At 72.3% G+C, this 14,038-nt stretch carries 15 protein-coding genes and 2 tRNA genes; 2 read left to right on the top strand and 15 right to left on the bottom strand.

Annotated elements, in window-relative coordinates; translation table 11 throughout:
• Positions 1–18 precede the first annotated feature (18 nt).
• The 3 genes from murA to leuC all read right to left on the bottom strand — a co-directional run bounded on the left by murA (position 19) and on the right by leuC (position 3,646).
• On the bottom strand, positions 19–1,335 hold the full coding sequence (murA, locus tag HGA03_RS15945) for a UDP-N-acetylglucosamine 1-carboxyvinyltransferase (protein WP_168631289.1): 1,317 nt from the start codon (positions 1,333–1,335) through the stop codon (positions 19–21).
• Between the two features lie 164 nt (positions 1,336–1,499).
• Positions 1,500–2,165 (bottom strand): 3-isopropylmalate dehydratase small subunit, encoded by a 666-nt coding sequence (gene leuD / locus HGA03_RS15940; protein ID WP_168631288.1) that lies wholly within the window; start codon positions 2,163–2,165, stop codon positions 1,500–1,502.
• Between the two features lie 26 nt (positions 2,166–2,191).
• A complete protein-coding gene (gene leuC, locus HGA03_RS15935; RefSeq protein WP_168631287.1) occupies positions 2,192–3,646 on the bottom strand; it encodes a 3-isopropylmalate dehydratase large subunit in 1,455 nt (484 codons plus the stop codon).
• A gap of 86 nt (positions 3,647–3,732) precedes the next feature.
• Here leuC and HGA03_RS15930 point away from each other — a divergent pair, with 86 nt between their 5' ends.
• Positions 3,733–4,452: an IclR family transcriptional regulator gene (locus HGA03_RS15930; protein WP_168631286.1), complete on the top strand. Its 720-nt coding sequence runs from the start codon at positions 3,733–3,735 to the stop codon at positions 4,450–4,452.
• A 105-nt stretch (positions 4,453–4,557) separates the two neighbouring features.
• Here HGA03_RS15930 and HGA03_RS15925 read toward each other — a convergent pair.
• The 7 genes from HGA03_RS15925 to HGA03_RS15895 form a co-directional block, all read right to left on the bottom strand.
• Positions 4,558–4,630 (bottom strand) — tRNA-Glu (locus HGA03_RS15925).
• 101 nt (positions 4,631–4,731) lie between these two features.
• Positions 4,732–4,803, bottom strand: a tRNA-Gln gene (locus HGA03_RS15920).
• 153 nt (positions 4,804–4,956) lie between these two features.
• Positions 4,957–5,730: an HAD family hydrolase gene (locus tag HGA03_RS15915; RefSeq protein ID WP_168631285.1), complete on the bottom strand. Its 774-nt coding sequence runs from the start codon at positions 5,728–5,730 to the stop codon at positions 4,957–4,959.
• Positions 5,727–7,211: a glutamate--tRNA ligase gene (gene gltX / locus HGA03_RS15910; RefSeq protein WP_239073559.1), complete on the bottom strand. Its 1,485-nt coding sequence runs from the start codon at positions 7,209–7,211 to the stop codon at positions 5,727–5,729. The genes HGA03_RS15915 and gltX overlap by 4 nt, the downstream gene beginning before the upstream one ends.
• 10 nt (positions 7,212–7,221) lie before the next feature.
• Positions 7,222–8,700 (bottom strand): alanine/glycine:cation symporter family protein, encoded by a 1,479-nt coding sequence (locus HGA03_RS15905; RefSeq protein WP_168631284.1) that lies wholly within the window; start codon positions 8,698–8,700, stop codon positions 7,222–7,224.
• Positions 8,701–8,751: 51 nt separating this feature from the next.
• A complete protein-coding gene (locus HGA03_RS15900) occupies positions 8,752–9,534 on the bottom strand; it encodes a fumarylacetoacetate hydrolase family protein (protein ID WP_168631283.1) in 783 nt (260 codons plus the stop codon).
• A gap of 36 nt (positions 9,535–9,570) precedes the next feature.
• Positions 9,571–10,389, bottom strand: a complete 819-nt coding sequence (locus HGA03_RS15895) for a methyltransferase domain-containing protein (protein WP_168631282.1) — start codon at positions 10,387–10,389, stop codon at positions 9,571–9,573.
• Positions 10,390–10,473: 84 nt separating this feature from the next.
• Here HGA03_RS15895 and HGA03_RS15890 point away from each other — a divergent pair, with 84 nt between their 5' ends.
• Entirely contained in the window at positions 10,474–11,532 is a 1,059-nt protein-coding gene (locus tag HGA03_RS15890) for a heparan-alpha-glucosaminide N-acetyltransferase domain-containing protein (RefSeq protein ID WP_168631281.1), read from the top strand.
• Here the strand turns inward: HGA03_RS15890 and HGA03_RS15885 are convergent.
• From HGA03_RS15885 to HGA03_RS15865, 5 genes are read right to left on the bottom strand one after another with little or no spacing between them, the layout of a single operon-like run.
• Positions 11,501–12,154 carry a pyridoxine/pyridoxamine 5'-phosphate oxidase gene (locus HGA03_RS15885; protein ID WP_168631280.1) on the bottom strand — a complete coding sequence of 218 codons (654 nt, stop codon included), beginning with the start codon at positions 12,152–12,154 and terminating at the stop codon, positions 11,501–11,503. The genes HGA03_RS15890 and HGA03_RS15885 overlap by 32 nt on opposite strands.
• Positions 12,155–12,196: 42 nt before the next feature.
• Positions 12,197–12,658, bottom strand: coding sequence for a PTS sugar transporter subunit IIA (locus HGA03_RS15880; RefSeq protein WP_168631279.1), 462 nt, complete (start codon positions 12,656–12,658; stop codon positions 12,197–12,199).
• Entirely contained in the window at positions 12,658–12,888 is a 231-nt protein-coding gene (locus HGA03_RS15875; RefSeq protein ID WP_168631278.1) for a PTS sugar transporter subunit IIB, read from the bottom strand. Before HGA03_RS15875 ends, HGA03_RS15880 begins: the two co-directional genes overlap by 1 nt.
• A 35-nt stretch (positions 12,889–12,923) precedes the next feature.
• Complete coding sequence (locus HGA03_RS15870) at positions 12,924–13,193, bottom strand: PTS sugar transporter subunit IIB (RefSeq protein WP_168631277.1); 270 nt, start codon at positions 13,191–13,193, stop codon at positions 12,924–12,926.
• Complete coding sequence (locus HGA03_RS15865; protein WP_239073558.1) at positions 13,190–13,945, bottom strand: GntR family transcriptional regulator; 756 nt, start codon at positions 13,943–13,945, stop codon at positions 13,190–13,192. The genes HGA03_RS15870 and HGA03_RS15865 overlap by 4 nt, the downstream gene beginning before the upstream one ends.
• Between the last annotated feature and the right edge of the window lie 93 nt (positions 13,946–14,038).

Raw genomic sequence — 14,038 nt, 5'->3', positions numbered from 1 at the left:
CCCGGGACGGTCCGGCGCTCAGCCGCGATCGAACTCGGCGCCCAGGGCGGTGAGCTTGTCGGTGAAGTGCTCGTAGCCCCGGTCGATCAGGCTGATCCCGCGCACCTGCGAGGTGCCCTTGGCGGTCAGCGCGGCGATCAGGTGGCTGAATCCGCCCCTCAGGTCCGGGACCTCGATGTTCGCGGCGGACAGCGGCGACGGGCCCGAGATCACCGCCGAGTGGTAGAAGTTCCGCTGCCCGAACCGGCACGGCCGCCCGCCCAGGCACTCCTTGTAGACCTGGATCGTGGCGCCCATCCCGCGCAGCGCGTCGGTGAAGCCGAACCGGTTCTCGTACACCGTCTCGTGCACGATCGACAGGCCCTTGGCCTGGGTCAGCGCCACGACCAGCGGCTGCTGCCAGTCGGTCATGAAGCCCGGGTGCACGTCGGTCTCCAGCACGATCGACCGCAGGTCGCCGCCGGGGTGGAAGAACCGGATCCCGTCGTCGTCGATCACGAACTCGCCACCGACCTTGCGGAAGGTGTTGAGGAAGGTGGTCATCTCCGGCTGGGTGGCGCCGCGTACGTAGATGTCGCCGCCGGTCGCCAGGGCCGCGGACGCCCAGGAGGCCGCCTCGATCCGGTCGGCCAGGGCGGTGTGCTGGAAGCCGGTCAACCGGTCGACGCCCTCGATCCGGATCACCCGGTCGGTGTCGACGGAGATGATCGCGCCCATCTTCTGCAGCACGTTGATCAGGTCCATGATCTCGGGCTCGATCGCGGCGTTACTGAGCTCGGTGATGCCCTCGGCCCGGACCGCGGTCAGCAGCAGCTGCTCGGTGGCGCCCACGCTCGGGTACGGCAGGGTGATCTTGGTGCCCTGCAACCGCCGGGGCGCCCGGATGTGGATGCCGGCCTCACGCTTGTCCACCACCGCGCCGAACTGGCGCAGGATCTCCAGGTGGTAGTCGATCGGCCGGTCACCGATCCGGCAGCCGCCCAGGTCGGGGATGAACGCCTCGCCGAGCCGATGCAGCAGCGGTCCGCAGAACAGGATCGGGATCCGGCTCGACCCGGCATGCGCGTCGATGTCGGCCACGTGCGCGGACTCCACGGCGGAGGGGTCCAGGTGTAGCACCCCGGCCGCCGGATCGGCCTGCACCCGCACGCCGTGCAGCTCCAGCAGCCCGGAGACCACGCCGACGTCCCGGATCTGCGGCACGTTGCGCAGCACGCTCGGGGTCTCCCCCAGCAGCGCCGCCACCATGGCCTTGGAGACGAAGTTCTTGGCCCCCCGCACGGTGATCTCCCCGGTCAGCGGAGTCCCACCGTTCACGTACAGCAGATCGCTCATCCCCCCATCGTCCCGCACCGCCGGCCCCACTCACCGCCCAACGCGCGGGACACGCTCCCGCCGAGAGTGCACGAATGCCGCTCTCCCGGGCTGGGAGGCGTGCATTCGTGCACTCTCGGCGCTACCGGACGCGCGGGGCGGGCGCGCGCGGGCGCGCGGGCCGGTCAGGCCCCCGGGCGACGGCCGAGGGTGAGCTCGACCGGCCGGGCCGGGCGGACCGGGGCCGGCGGCAGGTGCTTGGCCGGAAGGGTCTTCGGCCGCCAGGCGGCGCGGGTCTGCTCGAAGGCGGTGATGTCCTGCTCGTGCTGCAGGGTCAGGCCGATGTCGTCCAGCCCCTCCATCAGCCGCCAGCGGGTGTAGTCGTCGACGTGGAAGGGCACCACGACGTCCTCGCAGGTGGCGGTGCGGGTGCCCAGGTCCACGGTCACCTCGGCGCCGGGGTGGGTCTCCAGCACCTTCCAGATCAGCTCGATGTCCTCCTGGGCGACCTGCGCGGCCAGCAGCCCCTGCTTGCCCGAGTTGCCGCGGAAGATGTCGGCGAACCGGGCGGACAGCACGGCCTTGAAGCCGTAGTCCTTCAGCGCCCAGACCGCGTGCTCACGCGAGGAGCCGGTGCCGAAGTCGGGCCCGGCGACCAGCACGGAGCCGGAGCGGTAGGCGTCCTGGTTGAGCACGAACTCGGGGTCGTTGCGCCAGGCGGAGAACAGCGCGTCCTCGAAGCCGGTCCGGGTGACCCGCTTGAGGTACACGGCCGGGATGATCTGGTCGGTGTCGACGTTGCTGCGCCGCAGCGGGACCCCGACGCCGGTGTGCTGAGTGAACTTTTCCATCACGGACTCGATTCGGTGGGGGTCGGTCAGGCGGGCTGCAGGTCGGTGAGCGGGGAGCCGTCCGGCACCTCGACGCCCTCACCGAGGTCGGACACCGAGGACAGCGTGCCCCGGATGGCGGTGGCGGCGGCGACCAGCGGCGACACCAGGTGGGTGCGCCCGCCCTTGCCCTGCCGGCCCTCGAAGTTGCGGTTCGACGTGGAGGCCGACCGCTCGCCCGGCGCCAACTGGTCCGGGTTCATCCCCAGACACATCGAACACCCGGCATTGCGCCACTCGGCCCCGAAGTCCAGGAAGATCCGGTCCAGGCCCTCCTCCTCGGCCTGCAGCCGCACCCGGGCGGAGGACGGGACGACCAGGACGCGCACCGAGTCGGCCTTCCTCTGGCCACGCATCAGCTTGGCGGCGGCCCGCAGGTCCTCGATCCGGCCGTTGGTGCAGGAGCCGATGAACACGGTGTCCACCGCGATCTCGCGCAGCGGCTGACCGGGGGTCAGGCCCATGTACTCGATGGCCCGCTCGGCGGCGACTCGCTCGTTGGCGTCGGCGATCTGCTCCGGCACCGGCACGCTGCCGGACAGCGGCAGGCCCTGGCCGGGGTTGGTGCCCCAGGTGACGAACGGCTCCAGCTCGGCGGCCTCGATGATCACCTCGGCGTCGAAGGTGGCGTCGTCGTCGCTGCGCAGCGTCGACCAGTACTCCACCGCGGCGTCCCAGTCGGCACCCTCGGGGGCGTGCGGGCGGCCCTTGAGGTAGTCGAAGGTGGTCTGGTCCGGGGCGATCATCCCGGCCCGGGCACCGGCCTCGATCGACATGTTGCAGATCGTCATCCGGCCCTCCATCGACAGCGACCGGATCGCCTCGCCGCGGTACTCCAGGACGTAGCCCTGACCACCACCGGTGCCGATCTTGGCGATCACCGCGAGGATGATGTCCTTGGCGGTCGCGCCCAGCGGCAGGGCGCCGTTGACCGTGATCGCCATCGTCTTGAACGGGGCCAGCGGCAGGGTCTGGGTCGCCAGCACGTGCTCGACCTCGGACGTGCCGATGCCGAAGGCCAGCGCACCGAAGGCGCCGTGGGTGGAGGTGTGCGAGTCGCCGCAGACCACGGTCAGGCCGGGCATGGTCAGCCCCAGCTGCGGGCCGACCTGGTGCACGATGCCCTGGTCGGCGTCACCCAGCGAGTGCAGCCGGACACCGAACTCCTTGGCGTTGTTGCGCAGGGTGTCGATCTGGGTGCGGCTGGTCTCGTCGGCGATCGGGAGATCGATGTCGAGCGTGGGAGTGTTGTGGTCCTCGGTGGCCAGCGTCAGGTCCGGGCGGCGCACCTGCCGTCCGGCCAGCCGCAGGCCCTCGAACGCCTGCGGGCTGGTGACCTCGTGCACCAGGTGCAGGTCGATGTAGAGCAGGTCCGGGGCGCCGTCCGTGCCTCGTCGCACGATGTGGGCGTCCCACACCTTCTCCGCCAGGGTGCCGGCCATGTCTGGTCCTCTCGCGTGGGGGCTCGCTGAGATGTTTCTCGGGTGTCGCACTTGCGTCTCAGCGGCTGAGACGCCAATATCGACCTATGGACAACTCTAGCGGAGTCGGCGTTCTGGACAAGGCCGCGGCCGTCCTCAACGCTCTTGAGGCGGGCCCCGCCACCCTCGCGCAGCTGGTCAACGCCACTCATCTGGCCCGGCCGACCGCGCACCGTCTGGCCGTCGCGCTGGAGCATCACCGCCTGGTGGGCCGCGACATGCAGGGCCGGTTCGTGCTCGGCCCGCGGCTGAGCGAGCTGGCCAGCGCCGCCGGCGAGGACCGGTTGCTGGCCGCCGCGGGCCCGGTGCTGACCGCGCTGCGCGACCACACCGGGGAGAGCGCCCAGCTGTACCGGCGCCAGGGCGATCAGCGGATCTGCGTGGCCGCCGCCGAGCGCCCGATCGGCCTGCGGGACTCGATCCCGGTCGGCGCCACCCTGACCATGACCGCCGGCTCGGCCGCGCAGATCCTGCTCGCCTGGGAGGAGCCAGACCGGCTGCACCGGGGCCTGCAGGGGTCGAAGTTCACCGCCACCATCCTGTCCGGCGTCCGCCGCCGCGGCTGGGCGCAGTCGGTGTCCGAGCGCGAGGTCGGCGTGGCGTCGGTCTCTGCGCCGGTCCGGGGCCAGTCCGGCCGGGTGGTCGCCGCGGTGTCCATCTCCGGGCCGGTGGAGCGGCTGTCCCGCCAGCCCGGCCGGCTGCACGCCGCCGCGGTGGTCTCCGCCGCCAACCGGCTGACCGAGGTGCTGCGCCGCACCTCGGAGTGAGACGCCCACCGGCCGGGTCGCCCACGGGTGGCCCGGCCGGTGGTCATTCCTGGCCAGAGAGCCAGAAAGGCCCGATCACATTTCTGTGACCGGGCCTTTCCTCTGTACCCCCAAGGGGATTTGAACCCCTGTTACCGCCGTGAGAGGGCGGCGTCCTAGGCCGCTAGACGATGGGGGCCTAGTGATCAGACCCGTGCGGGCTTGACCGGGAACTACTCTACAGCATCCTGCGCGGCCTGCGAAATCCGCCCCGAGGGGCTTCCTCCACCAGATCGTGCGCTGGGGTACCAGGACTCGAACCTAGACTAAGTGAACCAGAATCACTCGTGCTGCCAATTACACCATACCCCAATGGCGGGCATTTCCCCTGGTCCGGGCCGCTTTCCATCGCGGCGACCGGCGCCACGAGGGAGAGGAGGACCGGCGCTCAGTGGACGCCGTACCGACCGGGAACACTACCGGACCGGCGGCCCGGGTACCAAACCGGCCCCGGTGTGCCGCCGGTCACGCGCCCGGTCCGGGCCGATCGCCCGGTCGGTCCAGGCCGAGCAGCCCCGGCAGCTCCGCGAGCGAGCGGATCACCCGGTCCGACTCCCCCGCCGTCACCACCCGGCCGGCGTGCACCGCCGATCCGGCACCGCTGCGGTCCAGCCAGATCCCGGTCAGGCCCGCCGCGGTCGCCGCCCGGGCGTCCACATCCAGCTCATCGCCCACGTAGGCGGTCCGCTCCGGTGCGGTGCCCAGCCGGGCGCAGGCCTCGGTGAACACCCGGGGGTCGGGTTTGCCGAAGCCCAGGGTGTCCACGCCGACCAGCATCGGCACCCGGTCGATCAATCCGGCGCCGGTCAGCTTGCGCACCTGGTACGCGGTGCCGGCATTCGACAGCGCCCCGACCTTGATCCCGGCCGCCAGCAACCGGTCCACCAGCACCGAGGCGTCGGCGTGCGCGGCCCAGGAACCGGAGAACGTCCGCTCGAACAGCGCGTTCCACTCGGCATAACCCTGCTCGTCCAGCTGCGGCCCGCCGAAGTCCCGGTGCAGGTCGTTGGCCCGGTCCATCCGCTGTTGGTCGTAACCGACCTCGCCGCGGGTGTACTGGCGGTACCGGCCGTGCACGTCGGCACGCCAGTGCGCCAGCACCTCCCCGGCACGCTCCGGCGCCAGGCCCGGCAGCCACACCGCCGACACCGCGGCCAGCGCCAGGGCGAACGCGCCCCGGGTGTCGACCAGGGTGTCGTCGATGTCGAACAGGACCCCGTCGATGGTCCCCGCGGTCACAGCGTGGCGCGCAGGGCGGCGATCCGGGCCAGGGCGGAGTCCTTGCCCAGCAGCTCCAGGGACTCGAACAGCGGCGGCGAGACCCGGCGGCCGGAGACCGCCACCCGCAGCGGGGTGAAGGCGAATCGCGGCTTGAGGCCCAGGCCGTCCACCAGGGCGGCCTGCAGTGCCTGCTCGACGGTGGCGGTGCTGAAGTCGGTCAGCGGCTCCAGGGCCGCGGTGGCGGCGTCCAGGGCGGCGGCGGGCTCGCCCTTGAGCGCGGCCCGGGCGTCCTCCTCGACCACCAGCGCGGCGTCGTCGACGAACAGGAAGCCGAGCATGTCCGGCGCCTCGCCGAGCAGCTTGATCCGGGTCTGGATCAGCGGCGCGGCGGCATCCAGCAGCTGCCGGTGGGCGGCCTCCAGGTCGGCGTAGGAGTCCGCGAGCACCAGGCCGGCCCGGTGCAGGTAGGGCACCAGGCGGTCGCGGAAGTCGTCGGGGGCCAGCATCCGGATGTGGTCGGCGTTGATCGCCTCTGCCTTCTTCAGGTCGAAGCGGGCCGGGTTCGGGTTCACGTCGTGGATGTCGAAGGCCTCGACCAGCTCCGGCACGGTGAAGATGTCCCGGTCCGGGCCGATCGACCAGCCGAGCAGCGACAGGTAGTTCAGCAGGCCCTCCGGGGTGAAGCCGCGCTCCCGGTGCAGGAACAGGTTCGACTCCGGGTCGCGCTTGGACAGCTTCTTGTTGCCCTCGCCCATCACGTAGGGCAGGTGGCCGAACTCCGGCATCACACTGGCCACACCGAGCTCCAGCAGCGCCCGGTAGAGCACCACCTGGCGCGGGGTGCTGGACAGCAGGTCCTCGCCGCGCAGCACATGGGTGATGTTCATCAGCGCGTCGTCGATCGGGTTGACCAGGGTGTAGAGCGGGTGGCCGTTGGCCCGCACGATCACGTAGTCCGGCACCGAGCCGGCCTTGAAGGTCACGTCGCCGCGGACCAGGTCGGTGAAGGTGATGTCCTCGTCCGGCATCCGCAGCCGCAGCACCGGCTCACGGCCCTCGGCGCGGTAGGCGGCCTTCTGCTCGTCGGTCAGGTCGCGGTCGTGGCCGTCGTAGCCCAGCTTCGGGTCCCGGCCGGCGGCACGGTGCCGGGCCTCGACCTCCTCCGGGGTGCTGAACGACTCGTAGGCGTAGCCGCCCTCGACCAGGCGCCGGGCGACGTCGGCGTACAGGTCCATCCGCTGCGACTGCCGGTAGGGCTCGTGCGGCCCGCCGACCTCGACCCCCTCGTCCCAGTCCAGGCCGAGCCAGCGCAGCGCGTCCAGCAGCTGCTGGTAGCTCTCCTCGGAGTCGCGGGCCGGGTCGGTGTCCTCGATCCGGAACACGAACGTGCCGCCGACGTGCCGGGCGTAGGCCCAGTTGAACAGGGCGGTCCGGATCAGGCCGACATGCGGCGTACCGGTCGGGGACGGGCAGAAACGAACGCGGATGTCGGAGCTCACACCCGCCAGCCTAGCGAGGCTCGGCCGCGCCCTCCGCCGCGAGCGCCACGATCCCGTCCCGGGCGCCCGGTGCCCAGACGTCGCCCGGGACGTCGCCGGGCAGCAGTGGGTTGCCGTGGCCGACGAACCGGTCGTCCCGCCCCGCCGCCCGGGCGGCCCGGAAGTCCGCGAGCGCACCCAGCGCCCACCTCGACAACAGCACGATCGCCACCAGGTTCACCGTCGCCATCAGCGCCATCGCGATGTCCGCGATCGCCCACACCGTGTTCAGCGCGGCCAGCGAGCCGAGCCCGACCGCCGCCAGCACCGCGGTGCGCAGCAGGGTCAGCGCCCGGCCGCGCACCCGGAGGAAGGTGAGATTGACCTCGGCGTAGGCGTAGTTGCCCAGCACCGAACTGAACGCGAAGACGAAGACGATCACGGTCATCAGCACCGCGGTCCAGCCGCCCAGCTCGTGCACCACGGCGTCGGTGGTCAGCACGGCGCCGGCGCTCTGCTCGGTGCGGCCCGGCAGGTACACCTCGGGCCCGGCGCACAGCACGATGAACGCGGTGGCGGTGCAGACCAGCATGGTGTCGACGAACACGCCGAGCGACTGCACCAGGCCCTGCTTGACCGGGTGGGTGACGGTGGCGGTGGCGGCGGTGTTCGGCGCCGAGCCCATCCCCGCCTCGTTGGAGAACAGCCCACGCCGGGCACCGTTCAGCACCGCCGCGAGGATGCCGCCCGCCGTGCCGGCCAGCGCGGTGTCCAGCCCGAAGGCGCCCCGCACGATCTGGCTCAGCACGTCCGGGACCGCCGACAGGTTCAGCGCGATGATCACTGCGGCCAGCAGCAGGTAGGCGCCGGCCATCAGCGGCAGCATCCACTCGGCCACCCGGGCCACCCGGCGCACGCCGCCGAACAGCACCGGCGCCGCCAGCACCATCAGCAGCACCGCGGTCAGCCCGACCGGGACGCCATGCGAGGAGTCGAGGGTGCTGGCGATGGTGTTCGCCTGCACCATGTTGAACGCGAAGCCGAAGGTGAAGACCAGCAGCACCGCGAAGACGATCCCCCACCGCCGCGAGCCCAGGCCGCGCTGGATGTAGTACGCCGGGCCGCCCCGGTAGGAGCCGTCCGGGTCCCGGACCTTGAAGATCTGCGCCAGGGTGGCCTCGACCAGACCGGTGGCCATCCCGACCGCGGCGACCACCCACATCCAGAACACCGCACCCGGCCCGCCGAGGGTCAGCGCCACCGCCACCCCGGCGATGTTCCCGGTGCCGACCCGCGAGGCGAGCCCGACCGCGAAGGCCTGGAAGGAGGAGATGCCGCCCTCGGCGCCGGTGCGCGAGCTGGACAGCTGACGCAGCATGGCGGGAAACATCCGCACCTGGACGAAGCCGGTGCGCAGGGTGAACCACAGGCCCACGCCGATCAGGACGTAGATCAGCCAGTGGCTGTAGAGGGTGTCGGTCACGGTGTCGAGCACGGACTGCAGGTCCATGGCGCTCCTGTCGTCGTGCTGGCGCGGTGCCCGCCGACCCTAGCGGGGTCGTCAGCCCCGGCGCAGCACCGGGTTCCGCAGCACGCCGATCTCCTCCACCTCGACCTCGACCACGTCGCGCGACTCCAGCAGCCCGACCCCGGCCGGGGTGCCGGTCAGGATCACGTCGCCGGGCAGCAGGGTCATCACCTCGGAGATGTACGAGATCAGGGCCGGCACGTCGAAGATCAGCTGCGAGGTGCGCCCGTCCTGCTTGGTCTCGCCGTTCACCCGGGACCGCACCGCCAGATCCTCCACGTCCAGCCCGGGGACCACCCAGGGGCCGAGCGGGCAGGAGCCGTCGAAGCCCTTGGCCCGGACCCACTGGGAGTCGGTGCGCTGGGCGTCCCGGGCGGTGATGTCGTTGGCGACGGTGTAGCCGAAGACGTAGTGCAGGGCGTTCTCCGGGGTGACGTCCTTGGTGACCTTGCCGATCACCACCGCCAGCTCGGCCTCGTAGGAGACCTCCTCGGTCCAGTCCGGCAGCACGATCGGGTCGTCCGGGCCGACCACGGAGGTGTTCGGCTTGAGGAACAGCAGCGGGGAGACCGGGACCTCGTTGCCCATCTCCGCGGCGTGGTCGGCGTAGTTGCGGCCGACCCCGACGATCTTGGAGCGCGGGATCACCGGCGCCAGCAGCCGGACGCCGTCGCCCAGCGGGATGCGCTCTCCGGTGGGCTGCACCGGGGTGTAGATCGGATCGCCGGTGATGACCACCAGCTGCTCCTGGCCGGGCTCCCCCTCCACGAGGGCGTAGCGGGGGTCGTCTCCGGTGGTGAATCTCGCAATCCGCATGGCCCCGAGCCTAATCGCCGGGCCGGTGCCGCACGCTCAGACCCGGGCCAACACCTCGCCGTGCAGCACCGCGAACCAGCCGCCGGGCTGCTCGCCCCACTCGCGCCACCCGGCGGCGAGCTGCTCCAGGCCGACCTCGTCGGCGAGCCCGTGCTCCACCGCCTGCCGGGCGAAGTCCGACTCGGTGCAGCGCTCGGCCCACAGCCCGGACCACCAGCGCCGGTCCTCCGGTGAGGCATAGCACCAGACACCGGCGGTGCTGACCACGTTCTCCGGGTCGAAGCCGGCCTCCAGTGCCCAGGAGTGCAGTCGCCGGCCGGCGTCCGCCTCGGCTCCGTTGGCTTGGGTGACCTCGTGGTAGAGCGCGGACCACTCGTCCAGGGCCGGGTCCTGCGGGAACCAGGTCATCCCGGCATAGTCGGCGTCCCGCACCGCGACCACGCCGCCGGGGCGGACCACCCGGCGCAGCTCGACCAGCGCGGCGACCGGGTCCTGCAGGTGCTGCAGCAACTGGTGGGCGTGCGCGACGTCGACGCTGTCGTCCTCGACCGGCAGGTGGTAGGCGTCACCGGTCTGGAACTCGACGTTGGTGGCGCCGGCGCGGCGGGCCTCGTCCCGGGCCAGCTCGATCACCGCCTCGGAGCGGTCGATCCCGATCACCTCGCCCGGCGCGACCCGGGCGGCCAGGCCGAGGGTCAGGGTGCCGGGGCCGCAGCCGACGTCGAGCAGCCGCTGCCCCGGCTCCAGGGCAGGCAGCAGGTAGGCGGCGGAGTTCTCGGCGGTGCGCCAGCGGTGCGAGCGCAGCACGCTGTCATGGTGTCCGTGGGTGTAGACCTCGGGTGCAGGGGTGGTCACGGGTCCACGCTAGATCCGCTGCCCAGGTTTCGGGACCGGGTGTCTTGCCCTCTGAGACCTGGGCCGCACCGCTACCGTGACCGCATGCGACGGATCGAGGGGATCGACCTCGCCCGCGGGCTCGCCGTGCTGGGCATGGTCACCGCGCACGTCGGGCCGCAGTGGTGGCTGCTGGAGGTCGCCGACGGGCGGTCGGCCGCGCTGTTCGTGCTGCTGTCCGGGGTGTCGGTGGCGCTGATGTCCGGCGGTGCGGAGCCGGTGGCGGGCATCCGGCGGGTGCAGGCCCGGACCCGGATCCTGGTCCGGGCGTTCGTGCTGCTGGCGCTCGGGGTGGTGTTGGCCGCGCTGAACACCCCGGTGGTGGTCATCCTGCCGACCTACGCGCTGCTGTTCGCGGTGGCGGCCTGCCTGCTGCGGACCTCGCCGGCCCGGCTGCTGGTGGCCGCGGGGCTGGTGGTGCTGATCGCCCCGCAGCTGCGGCCGCTACTGGCCGACCTGGTCCAGCCGACCTGGAACGGCGGCGGCATCGTCGACCTGGTGCTGGGCGAGTACTACCCGGCGCTGGTCTGGATCGCCTATCTGCTGGTCGGGCTGGCGGTGACCCGGGCGGACCTGGGCAGCCCGGTCACCCGGCGGCGGCTGCTGATCGGCGGCGCGGCCGCGGCGGTGCTGGGCTACGGGTCGGCGGCGGTGCTGACCCGGGTGCTGCCGGTCACCACGCCGGTGCTGCCCGGGGTGACGCTCGAGCAGCTGGTCACCTCCGAGCCGCACAGCTCCAGCACGCCGGAGGTGCTGGGGAACATCGGGGTCGGGCTGCTCACGCTGGTGGCGTGCCTGTGGCTGGCCGGACGACTGCCCCGGGCGACCGCGCCCCTGGCGGCGACCGGGCAACTGGCGCTGACCGCCTACGCCGGGCACATCCTGGTGATCTGGTTCGCCGGTGCCGGGGTGGTCTGGGAGCCGACCGCCGTGGTCTGGCTGGTGTTCCTGGTGGTGATCGTGGCGGCGTGCTGGGACTGGCGGCGCCGGTTCGGCCGCGGGCCGGCCGAGCGGGTGCTGCACCGGATCGCGCAGCGCTCGGCGGACATCGCCCCGGACGTGCTGCCCCCGGTCACGGGGAGATCAGGCGCCGATCCCACCTGACGCCGTCCCACCGGTACAGCAAGCGCATGTGCGCCCGGTCCGAGACGCCCTGCCAGAACTCGACCTCCTCGGCGCGCACCGCCCAGACCTGCCAGTCCTCGGCGACCAGCCCCGGCTCCCGGTCCACCCGGTCCCGGGCCCGGCGCACCTGGGCCTGCATGTCCTCCACCGACGCCAGCGGCTGCCCAGGCACCCCGGCCAGCAGTGAGGCCCGGGCACTGGGCGACCGGGCCAGGAAATCGGCCCGCCGATCGGCCTCCGGCACCTGCTCGGCCCGGCCGACGATCCGGACCTGACGGCCCAGCGGCTGCCAGTACACCGTCAGCGCGCACCGCGGGTCGGCCATCAGGTCCAGGGCCTTCTGCGAGCGACCGTCGGTGGCGAACCGCCAGCAGCCGTCCACCACGTCGGTCAGCAGCACCACCCGGGAGCGGGGCTGCCCGTCGGCGTCCACCGTGGACACCCCGAGCGCGTGCGGCTCCGGCACCCCGACGTCGATCGCGGCCTCCAGCCAGTCGACGAAGGCGGTCGCCGGGTCCGCGGACAGGCTGAACGGGTCGACCTCGGGCAGGTCGCCGGTCAGGGCGGGCAGGGTGCGCAGTCGCGCGGCGATCGAGGACACGTGACCAGTATCACGTCGTCCCCGACCGCCCGCCCGGGACCGTCAGCCGATCGCGAGCAACGGGTCGCCCGGGGCGATCGCCGTCCCGGGGGCCGCCAGCCGCTCGACCGCGGACGGGTCGGCGTCCAGCGCGATCACCGGGCACACCGCGGGCCGGCCGGAGGCGGTCACCGCCGCCGGGTCCCACTCGACCAGCACCTGCCCGGGCTCGACCCGGTCCTGCTCGGTCGCGTGCAGGGTGAAGCCCTCGCCGCCCATCTGCACCGTGTTGATCCCCAGGTGCACCAGGACGCCCTTGCCGTCGTCGGTGGCCAGCACGAAGGCGTGCGGATGCATCTTGACCACGGTGCCCGCCACCGGCGCGACCACCCGGCCGCCGGCCACCGGGTCCGGCTCGATCGCCAGACCCGGGCCGACGATCTCGCCGGAGAACACCGGGTCGTCGACATCCGCGAGCGCGACGACCGTGCCCGCCACCGGGGCCAGGACGGACAACGCCGCCATCAGCGCAGGTCCTCGATGTCCGAGGCCAGCGTGTCCGCCTCCGGGCCGACGATCACCTGCACGCCGTCGCCGCCGAAGACCACCGCGATCGCACCCGCGGCCTTGAGACCGGCCTCATCGACCTGGGACGGGTCGTTCACCTCGACCCGCAACCGCGTGATGCAGGGCTCGAGGTCGACGATGTTGTCGTCGCCACCGAGGGCGGCGAGGATCTGGGCTGCCTTGCTCATGGGTCTCTCCTTCGTGGGTGGTGCAGGTTCGTGGGTCAGAGCAGGTCGTCGAGGTCGGAGGCCAGCGTGTCGACCTGCGGGCCGATCACAATCTGGACCACCCGGCCCTGGGTCATCACGCCGAAGGTCCCGGCTGCCCGCAGTCCGGGCAGATCCACCCGGGACGGATCGGTCACCAGGCAGCGCAGCCGGGTGGTGCAGGGCTCGATCTCGACGATGTTCTGCACACCGCCCAGTCCGGCCAGGATGTCGGCGGCCTGCGTGCTGCCGGAGGTCGCGGCGACTCGGAGTCGTCGGCTGGTCATGCGCTCACCTGCTCGTCGTTGCGCTGTCGGGGGGTCAGCACGGCGCCGGGCGCGCGCAGCGGCACCCAGACGCTGTAGCGATCACTGCGGTAGGTGGCCTGGGAGAACATGCACGGCCCGAGGTCGGCATAGGTCCGGCGTTCGGCGCGCATCACGACCCGGCGGCCGGGGGTGAGGCCGAGCAGCTCGGCCTCCTGATCGGTGGCCTCGCCGGCGGACAGGGTGTCCTCACCCCAGGACGGGGCACACCCGGCGTCGCGCAGGGCGCCGTACACGCTCTCCGGCACGCCGTCGTCGAACAGCTCGGGCACCAGGGCGACCGGCACCCACAGCCGCTCGACGCTCATCGGCTCGCCGTCGGCGCTGCGCATCCGGGCCAGGTGGTGCAGCGGGTCGCCGACCTCGATCTGCAGCGACTCGGCGATCGCCGGCGTGGCGGGCACCCGGGCGGCCGTGAGCACCCGGCTGGCGGGTTCCATCCCCCGGGCGCGCATCTCCTCGCCGAAGGTGGTCAGGCGCATCTCGAAGTCGATCAACCGCGGCGCCACGAATGTCCCGCGGCCCTGCTCGCGCCGGAGCACTCCCTCGGCGACCAGGGCGTCCACCGCCTGGCGGACGGTCATCCGGGACACGCCGAACCGGTCGCAAAGCGCCCGTTCGGACGGGATCGGGTCGCCGACGCCCAGCTCGTCCACCAGGGCGGCCAGGTAGGCGCGCACGGCCTGGTGTTTGTAACCAGCTGGTTGCGTCATCGCGTGTCCTTTCGGGCGGTCTTGACACATCCTGCTGGTCCAGACCACTCTGGCGCAACTGGTCCAGACAAGTTATCCACGTCACACAGCGGA

This window comes from Cellulomonas denverensis (assembly GCF_012396125.1).
In the GTDB taxonomy this organism is placed as follows: Bacteria; Actinomycetota; Actinomycetes; order Actinomycetales; family Cellulomonadaceae; genus Cellulomonas; species Cellulomonas denverensis.
The sequence above is the reverse complement of the archived record's forward strand: the minus strand, read 5'-3'. Positions and strand labels throughout refer to the sequence as shown.

Coding starts and splice junctions, on each gene's coding strand:
- HGA03_RS15905 (WP_168631284.1), bottom strand. CDS start 8,700: ATGGACCTGCAGTCCGTGCTCGACACCGTGACCGACACCCTCTACAGC.
- HGA03_RS15870 (WP_168631277.1), bottom strand. CDS start 13,193: ATGACCAGCCGACGACTCCGAGTCGCCGCGACCTCCGGCAGCACGCAG.
- HGA03_RS15900 (WP_168631283.1), bottom strand. CDS start 9,534: ATGCGGATTGCGAGATTCACCACCGGAGACGACCCCCGCTACGCCCTC.
- leuD (WP_168631288.1), bottom strand. CDS start 2,165: ATGGAAAAGTTCACTCAGCACACCGGCGTCGGGGTCCCGCTGCGGCGC.
- HGA03_RS15880 (WP_168631279.1), bottom strand. CDS start 12,658: ATGGCGGCGTTGTCCGTCCTGGCCCCGGTGGCGGGCACGGTCGTCGCG.
- leuC (WP_168631287.1), bottom strand. CDS start 3,646: ATGGCCGGCACCCTGGCGGAGAAGGTGTGGGACGCCCACATCGTGCGA.
- murA (WP_168631289.1), bottom strand. CDS start 1,335: ATGAGCGATCTGCTGTACGTGAACGGTGGGACTCCGCTGACCGGGGAG.
- HGA03_RS15865 (WP_239073558.1), bottom strand. CDS start 13,945: ATGACGCAACCAGCTGGTTACAAACACCAGGCCGTGCGCGCCTACCTG.
- HGA03_RS15890 (WP_168631281.1), top strand. CDS start 10,474: ATGCGACGGATCGAGGGGATCGACCTCGCCCGCGGGCTCGCCGTGCTG.
- HGA03_RS15930 (WP_168631286.1), top strand. CDS start 3,733: ATGGACAACTCTAGCGGAGTCGGCGTTCTGGACAAGGCCGCGGCCGTC.
- HGA03_RS15875 (WP_168631278.1), bottom strand. CDS start 12,888: ATGAGCAAGGCAGCCCAGATCCTCGCCGCCCTCGGTGGCGACGACAAC.